This window comes from Schaalia vaccimaxillae DSM 15804 (genome assembly GCF_000420425.1).
Taxonomy (GTDB): Bacteria; Actinomycetota; Actinomycetes; order Actinomycetales; family Actinomycetaceae; genus Pauljensenia; species Pauljensenia vaccimaxillae.
In genome coordinates, this window is record NZ_ATUX01000005.1 from 624,225 (window position 1) to 631,712 (window position 7,488).

The following is a 7,488-nucleotide window of genomic DNA, read 5'->3' on the forward strand; positions in this document are numbered from 1 at the left end:
TTGCACGGTGCGGCTTCGATGGTTCGAAACAGCGGACACACCGATAGTATGGCTCCCATGACTGCATTCGACACCGTGGGAAGCTATGCGCGACGCGGAACCGCATACTACAAGAAGAATGGCGCCCGTCTTACGGCCGCCCGCTTTTTCCTCGGTCTGGGTTCACGACTCTCGCAACCCCGTCCAACCACTCCGACGAGCGGGGCGACTAGGCGTAGGCCCCTTCATATGCTCGTGTCGTTCGATGACGCTGCAGCCGTTGATTGGACGAGGATGCCGCCCTGGCTTGAACACCCGCGTGTGCTTGGAGATGGCCCGTATTCCACTGCATGGATCATGTCGCCGCCGGGCAAATCCTCCGGCGGACACCAGAATATCTTTCGCTTCCTTTCCTTCCTGGAAGGAGTCGGCCACAGGGTTAAAATCTTCCTCTATTCCAGTGATCCAGTACCGATCGACCTAGAAGCGCTGCGGGAGATGCTCGCAACATCCGTCGCTTATCCGGATCTCAAAGCGTCTATCGAGATTTACCGACCTGAGATCGGAGTAGGGCCGGACGTTGACGCACTGTTCGCTACCGGGTGGGAGACTGCCTACCCTGTCTACCTTGATCCTTCTAACGCCAAACGTTGTTACTTTGTCCAAGATTTTGAACCGTTCTTTTACCCTGTCGGTTCGGAGAACAGACTGGCTGAAAACTCCTATCGATTCGGGTTCGAAGGATTCACAGCAGGGCGTTGGCTTGCGAAGAAACTGTCCGACGAATACTCGATGACGACCTATCCCTTCGACTTTGCGACCGATCTTGCTCTCTACAAGCGGAGCAATGATGCTCGGCGCGATGATGTTTTCTTCTATGCGAGGCCGGTGACGACTCGTCGAGGCTTCGAGTTGGGAATCATGGCGCTCGCTGAGGTCAAACGTATGCGTCCTCAGACGACAATCCATATGGCCGGGTGGAACGTTGCGGACTGGGATATTCCCTTCGACTACGTCAATCATGGGGCTATGTCCATCGATGAGTTGAGTCCGCTGTACAACCAGTGTGCTGCCGCCCTCGTCATGTCCTTGACGAATATGTCGCTCCTTCCTCTCGAACTTCTCGCCTGCGGAACGATCCCCGTCATTAACGACGCTCCCAACAACCGCCTCGTATCGGACAACCCGAACATCGCCTACACGCCGCTGTCCCCGGGAGCTCTTGCCAGGAGCATCATTGATGTCCTCGATGATCCCGATCAGGTTGAGAGATCGCGAACAGCCGCACAATCCGTCCACAACCTGTCGTGGCAGAAGTCCGGTCATCAGTTCATTAACGCCTTCGAGGAGGCAATGCGTGGCTGACATCCTCGTTATCGGCGGAAACGGTTTCCTCGGCTCTCATATCGTTGATGCTCTCGCCGAGTATCCTCAGCATCGGATCTCGGCCTTCGATATGTTTACCGGAGACATTCACTGGACCTCCAATGGCATCCGGGTGATCGATGGGAATTTCCTGAACGTCGGCGATCTACGAGAAGCTGTCAGAGGACATGAGATAGTCCTTCATCTCCTATCCACTACTGATCCTGCAACTGCTCAGAATGATCCGACATTGGATATCCGAACCAATATTCTTGGTTCTGTGGAACTCTTCAAAATCTGTGCAGAAGAGTGTATTGACCGCCTCTACTTCGCTTCCTCCGGAGGAACTGTCTATGGCGACCGTTCCGCAGTTTCATTTCGGGAAGATGATCCGACTGCACCAGTGTCGCCCTACGGGATAGGTAAGGTTGCCATAGAAAACTACATGGGTTTCTTCGAGCGGGCGCAAGGATTGAAATCGACGATCCTGAGGATTGCCAATCCCTATGGGACACGACAGAACCCTCACAAGCGACAGGGGATTATCCCGATCTTCCTGCGCAATATTCTCAACAACCAGCCTTTAACAATTATGGGCGACGGCACGATGTACCGTGACTACATTTATGTCAATGATCTAGCCAAGATTGTCGCGACAATGGTCACATTGGGGGCGACTTCAAATGTATACAATCTTGGTTCGGGGCGGGCGACGAATGTGAACGAAATCGTCGAGTCAATTATCCGAGTAACGCGAACGAATCCTCGGATTGAGCATTTACCAACACCATCGACTTACGTTCATGGATCAGTTCTGGACATCACCCGCATCACGGAGGAATTTGGTCCATTCACTATGACTGAACTGGATGAGGGAATCATGCGAACCTGGCAGGAGATCCAAGAACATGGGTTCTGAAATCACCGAGCAGGTCGATGCGACCGTTGTCATCCTGACATACAACGGTGAACGACATATCGACGAAATTCTCACGGCTCTCGAGAACCAGCGCTTCGACGGCCATTTTGAGACGCTGGTCATAGATTCGGGTTCGACGGATGCGACCCTCGACATTATTGCTGAACACAAGGGAGTTAGGCTTCACGAGATCCCTAACTCTGAGTTTGGGCATGGTAAGACGCGTAACCTTGCTGCTCACCTTGCCAACGGCAAGATTGTCGTCTACCTCACTCATGACGCCACGCCTGCTCATGACCGATGGCTGCACGAGATTACCGCGCCCTTCGCAATCAGTGAGAACATTGTCGCAGTCATGGGTGCCCAAGCTCCTAGAAGTGATGCGTTCCCGCTGTTGCGCTACGAAATCCGCACAATGTTCTCCGGTTTTGGCCCCGGTTATGGGACGACCCTCTTCTACGATGACGATTTTATTCAGGACGAGGGCGTACGCAACGCAGTTACCTTCTACTCTGACGTCAATTCGGCTGCCCGCCGTTCAATCCTGATAGGAGACATTCCCTATCGTGACGTCTCCTACGCAGAGGATCAGCTGCTCGGAAGGGATGTTATCGACGCTGGCCTCATTAAGGCTTATGCCCCTAGGGCGCTAGTAATACACTCGAATGAGTTGAGCATCGGAGAGTACGACGACCGTATGTTCGAAGAAACCCAGGGCCTGCGTGAAGTCGGGATTGAGGTGGCAGCACCCTCGTTGAAGACTGTCACTCGCATGGTCGTCGGAGGTGTTGTGCGCGACTCTATTCGACTGGTCCGTGACCGTGAGTTGTCCATCAAGAGAAAGCTTTGGGGGCTGGTTGTCAATCCCGCATACCACGTCCAACGCTGGCGTGGTGTCAGACGCGGAGTACGCTCGCCACTGCGACGCTACGGAGACTGATACACGATCCGTCGTGGCTCTGAGCTAAGACTTCGACTCGGCTAGGGTCCTCGTTTTGTGATACCGGTGCGCTATGATCGACAGACATCCCCATGCGAAGGTTTTGTAATGGCACATTGGTCAAATGAGCCTCTGGCCCTTCGCGTATCTCCCGGAGGGCCGCATCATGAGTGTGGGAATCCTCTTCGATTCCTTTTCCGACAATGTCGGTGACATTGCCATGCTCGCCGCGAATCAGCGGCTTCTCGCACGACACGGTGTTGATGACATTGTCCCGGTGGATCTATTCTCCACCGCGGAGCAGTCGTTTTCCTCGGTATTGGTCGGTGGCGGAGAGCTGATACGACCAACGGGAAGTCTTTTCTATGATCGTTTCCGCCAAGAAAATGCGACAGTTTTAGCTGCCGTAGGGGTATGGCAGGACGCCGATGATCTTGATTATCTCAAGCGCTACGCTTTTGTATCGGCCCGAACCCGCGCCGAAGCGGATGTACTCGAGCGCTCCGGGATATCGGCTTCAGTTCTGCCGTGTCCGACGATGGCGCTTCCGATCAACGACCGTTCAGTTGAGCTTCCCTCCGATGAAACACTCATCGGCATCCACGTCGTTCCCGCGTCACTGCGCGATGTCCCGTCGCTGCTCACTCAACTTAACGGTATTGCGGGACGTAAGGTTATGGTTCCTTTTACCCGCTACCTTCATGATGCCAGCTTCCTCAACGCCCTGCCGATCGGGGACTCGAACAATGTGTGGTTGTCGACAGCGCTGACTCCGATTCAACTGCGTGGTGTAGTTGCCCGATTGTCCTTTGTTGTTGCTTCCTCCTTGCACCTCACTCTTTTCGCGCTTTCAGCGGGCATCCCCTTCGTCTCCTACGGTCAACCGAAGGTGAGCGCGTATTTGAATGATCGCGGCTTGCAGGATTTGGTATTTACCGATGATGACTCCCTGGTACGTGCGCTCTCGTGCGCACGGCAGATGCGAGACGAAATTTCCAGAATCGGTCGTGAAGAGATGATCCGTATCGAGGACGAATACTCTGCAATCGCACGCGTCTTCAAAGAACGCCTAAACGATAAAGTGACCTTGCCTGCCATGTCGGATGACCGTGAGCAGACCCGATGGCAGTTGCGACTTGAACAAGTTTCCCATGTACTAGCCGGCAGGGACATGCTGATTAACAGCCTCATACATGCCAGCGCTGAAAGAGATGTGTTGCGTCTGCTTATCGAAGGTGAAAGGCAGAGCAATAAGCTCCTCATGGAGGAACTAAACAAGCCCTTGAGTATGCGTGACATTCTCTGCGCGACGAGGAAGTCCATTGCCGCGCGAATCAACGTGGACTCCTGACCCGAAAGTATCCAGGTGGCGAAGCATGTGGTGGCCGTTTGCTCCTGCGAAATGCATGTCACGAGCTCACCGTCTCCGTTGAATGGGTGTCGTATGGAATACTTCAGTGGTGAGTTCACAGACCATTGTTGAAGAACGAGCCCAGCGTTTGGCGCTCGAGCCGCTCAAAGAGCTCGGAGACAAGACGGGCGTTATCCGTGGGACGCGCGCAGCCATCGTTGATGTTTGGCGGCGTCGCGAATTGCTGGGGCTGCTTATCAACCGTGAATTTAAAGCGCGCTACAAGGATTCAAGCGTTGGATTTGCTTGGTCCATGGTTAAGCCTTTGGCTCAGCTATTGATCTATTTCATCGTGATCGGGCAGTTCCTTGGAGTCGCACGTAATATCCCACAGTTCGCGATTTTTGTTTTCTCCGGTCTTACGGCTTGGGGATTCTTTCTTGAAATGGTGAATGGTGGGACCGGTACCCTCGTAGCAAACGCAGGACTGATCAAGAAGGTCTATTTACCACGCGAAGTCTTCCCGCTGGCAACGGTAGGGACGGCTGCAGTCAATTCAGCGGTTCAATTTGCGATTCTCATCATCGCAGTCCTTGTGACGCGCCAGATCCCCGCTCCTTCTTCTCTTGTCTACCTTCCTGTGGCCATCCTTCTTTTGAGCGTCTACGGGCTTGCAGCCGCACTTGCCCTCAGTGCGCTTAACGTGTACATGCGTGATATTCAGCACCTCATCGAGGTTGCAACTTTCCTCGCATTCTGGGCATCGCCGATCGTCTACGGGTACGCCTACGTTGCTAACGCCGTCTCGAACTGGCTTCTTGAACTCTACCTGAGCAACCCGGTTACTTTAGCGGTCCTTGGTTTCCAACGTTCGCTATGGGCTGCTGGTGTTGACCAGCCCTACCCTTCCCATATGCTGCTGCGGATGGGAATCGCCCTGCTCGTCGGCCTCGTTCTGCTCTTCGGCGCACATCGGATATTCGTTCGCCTCGAAGGTAACTTTGCTCAGGAGTTGTGATGATGACACATGAATTCCCCGATGTTGTCAGGGTCGAGAACGTCTCCAAAATGTTCAAGCTGCACAGGGATACCTCGGTCAAGGAGCGGGTCATTAGCTCATCGCGCAGGCGCGTGGAAGAGTTCAAGGCTCTTGACGATGTGTCCGTGTCCATTCCCCTCAACTCGACCGTGGGACTCCTGGGACACAACGGTTCGGGAAAGTCGACGTTGTTGAAGGTGATGGGATCAATCATTCAGCCGACTACTGGTCGCGTGACGACGCGCGGCAGAATGGCAGCTCTGCTCGAACTCGGTGCAGGCTTCCATCAAGATCTGACAGGTCGCGAGAACGTATTCCTTAACGCTTCTATCTTGGGGATGTCAAAGAAGGAAACAACGGAGAAATTCGATGAAATTGTTGCCTTCTCGGGCATCGAACCCTTTATCGACTCGCAGGTGAAGTTCTATTCCTCGGGTATGTATGTCAGACTCGCATTTGCGGTTGCTGTTCACTGTGATCCAGACGTCCTGCTTGTTGACGAGGTACTTGCCGTCGGAGATGAACCCTTCCAACGTAAATGCATGGATAAGATCCGCGAATTCCAAGGGGAAGGACGTTCTATCGTCTTGGTGTCACATTCAGCCGAACAAGTTGGCTCGGTCTGTGACCGGGGCATCGTCCTTGACCACGGCAAAGTCATCTACGATGGGGATACTCCTGATGCTATCCGCATTCTACGGGAGGGATTCGAGAAGGAATCCCGGCGGTTGCAGGGTGATGATGCGCACGTCGCACAGGGGAAGGTCACCATTGATCATGTCGAAGTGATTGATGATGCCGGTGAGCCTGTACATTCGGTGTCGACGGGGCAAACTCTGTCGGTACGCATCCATCTTTGTGTGCGTGAGCGGCTTGAAGATTGGATTGCGGCATTCTCGATAGAAACGAATTTGGGCCAGTCCCTTTTCCGATTTGATTCGAAGGCCGCAGGTATGTCTCTGCCTCCTATTGAAGACGAGGCCACAGCAATTTTCACTATTCCGAATCTACCCCTGGGAGATGGATCATTCCGCCTCAACGTTGGAATCGGCGATGAAGTTGGACGCACCTTGTCTCGCAAGGCAGGGGCGTGGGACCTCGTCGTCGCAGGCCCCTACGCAGGTACCGGGCCGATCGCAATGACTCCGGCACTGGCTATCTCTAATGGATCAGTGAGCTCGTAGGAGACCGACGTCTACGTCATCGTCAGAAATAGGTGTTCATCATCGAAACGAGATCGTAGCCGTAGTTCTTGGCTGTCGCCCACCCTGCGCCGCTCGGGTTCTCCTGTACGCCAAGGTATTCGATGTATGGGGCAGACCCTTTGCGTACATAGACGAAACGAGGGTCGACCAACGAATGAGCAAGTTTGGTTTCGGTAATATTCGGATCCGCGTAGGCGCGCAGATGCTGGACCTGGGCGCGTAGCCCAATCCTGACGGAGGAAAATGATGCCCCGCGGGCTGTGCTGCCCACTGCACCAATACCTCCGAAATTAAACTGCTTCGCCTTGACATCGCCTCCAAACTGAAGCCACGCGGTTTCCTTCATGACTTGACAGAAGACAAGCTCAGGACTGACTCCTTCAGCAATAGCTTCGTCGTAGATCATGCCGGCGAAAGCCCGGATGTCACCGGCACCTCCTTGGCGCATGACCGATGCTGGATAAGGGCCTGGTTGCTTCTCGTATGCTCTCACCATCATTGAGATGAGGGAAGCGCGGGAGGCTGATGGGGTGGCGAGAATTGCGTGCTGATCAGCATAACCGATCCAGTGACCTGAGGAGTTGAATCTACTTACGCGTCCGTTGATGGTTTTGGTGCCTGTTGCCATGGCTCCTGAGGGGTTGAGGTAGTACCAGGTGTTAGCTTCTTTGAGCCAACCAGTTGTCATGA

Annotated in this window: 7 protein-coding genes; 6 read left to right on the forward strand and 1 reads right to left on the reverse strand. The window is 54.0% G+C overall.

Annotation, left to right across the window (positions count from 1 at the left end; genetic code table 11):
* The first annotated feature begins 57 nt into the window (after positions 1 to 57).
* The 6 genes from G439_RS0102995 (at position 58) to G439_RS0103020 (ending at position 6,777) form a co-directional block, all read left to right on the forward strand.
* Entirely contained in the window at positions 58 to 1,344 is a 1,287-nt protein-coding gene (locus G439_RS0102995; protein ID WP_026459328.1) for a rhamnosyltransferase WsaF family glycosyltransferase, read from the forward strand.
* Entirely contained in the window at positions 1,337 to 2,263 is a 927-nt protein-coding gene (locus G439_RS0103000) for an NAD-dependent epimerase/dehydratase family protein (protein WP_022867710.1), read from the forward strand. Before G439_RS0102995 ends, G439_RS0103000 begins: the two co-directional genes overlap by 8 nt.
* Positions 2,253 to 3,203: a glycosyltransferase family 2 protein gene (locus G439_RS0103005; RefSeq protein ID WP_022867711.1), complete on the forward strand. Its 951-nt coding sequence runs from the start codon at positions 2,253 to 2,255 to the stop codon at positions 3,201 to 3,203. Before G439_RS0103000 ends, G439_RS0103005 begins: the two co-directional genes overlap by 11 nt.
* Before the next feature lie 166 nt (positions 3,204 to 3,369).
* Positions 3,370 to 4,554, forward strand: a complete 1,185-nt coding sequence (locus tag G439_RS0103010; protein WP_165544517.1) for a polysaccharide pyruvyl transferase family protein — start codon at positions 3,370 to 3,372, stop codon at positions 4,552 to 4,554.
* Between the two features lie 109 nt (positions 4,555 to 4,663).
* Complete coding sequence (locus G439_RS0103015) at positions 4,664 to 5,572, forward strand: ABC transporter permease (RefSeq protein WP_026459330.1); 909 nt, start codon at positions 4,664 to 4,666, stop codon at positions 5,570 to 5,572.
* A complete protein-coding gene (locus G439_RS0103020) occupies positions 5,572 to 6,777 on the forward strand; it encodes an ATP-binding cassette domain-containing protein (RefSeq protein WP_022867714.1) in 1,206 nt (401 codons plus the stop codon). Before G439_RS0103015 ends, G439_RS0103020 begins: the two co-directional genes overlap by 1 nt.
* Positions 6,778 to 6,799: 22 nt before the next feature.
* On the opposite strand, the gene G439_RS0103025 is transcribed toward G439_RS0103020, so the two are convergent.
* On the reverse strand, positions 6,800 to 7,488 hold a 689-nt coding region (locus G439_RS0103025), incomplete at its 5' end, for a glucosaminidase domain-containing protein (RefSeq protein WP_022867715.1).

Coding starts and splice junctions, on each gene's coding strand:
- G439_RS0102995 (WP_026459328.1), top strand. CDS start 58: ATGACTGCATTCGACACCGTGGGAAGCTATGCGCGACGCGGAACCGCA.
- G439_RS0103005 (WP_022867711.1), top strand. CDS start 2,253: ATGGGTTCTGAAATCACCGAGCAGGTCGATGCGACCGTTGTCATCCTG.
- G439_RS0103020 (WP_022867714.1), top strand. CDS start 5,572: ATGATGACACATGAATTCCCCGATGTTGTCAGGGTCGAGAACGTCTCC.
- G439_RS0103010 (WP_165544517.1), top strand. CDS start 3,370: ATGAGTGTGGGAATCCTCTTCGATTCCTTTTCCGACAATGTCGGTGAC.